This window comes from Streptosporangium sp. NPDC050855, assembly GCF_044456585.1.
GTDB lineage: Bacteria > Actinomycetota > Actinomycetes > Streptosporangiales > Streptosporangiaceae > Streptosporangium > Streptosporangium longisporum.
Genome location: NZ_JBITFY010000027.1, coordinates 1 through 472, shown reverse-complemented (window position 1 = coordinate 472; position 472 = coordinate 1).

The following is a 472-nucleotide window of genomic DNA, read 5'->3' as shown; positions in this document are numbered from 1 at the left end:
TTATTCTTTTTCTTTTCTTGTTCTTTTTTGGTTGCGACCCGGCCCCGCGGGCCCCCCCCCCCCCCCCCCCCCCCCCCCCCCCCCCCCCCGTGGCGTTCCTGTCCCGGGTCTTACAGGCGCGTCCTCATGACGACCGTGAGGATGTGGGTGTCGGTGTCGGCTCGAAGCGGCCGTGGAGCGCCGGCCCGGGTCGTGAACCATGCTCCTTCGACGCCCCCTCAACGCCCCTTCGAGGCCTCCTTGACGGGCCTCCGACGCCTTCCGATGTCTTCGATCTCGGAGAGATCATGGAGTTCTGCGCTGAGAGTCCCGCGCTGCGGGTACGCCTTCCGGCTCGTTCGAGAGGGGAAGGTCTGCCTGGACGAACCGGCCCATGAAAACACGAAAGCCCCCACCAACGGTGGGGGCTTTCGAAAGATTGTCCGGCGGTGACCTACTCTCCCACACCGTCCCCGGTGCAGTACCATCGGCG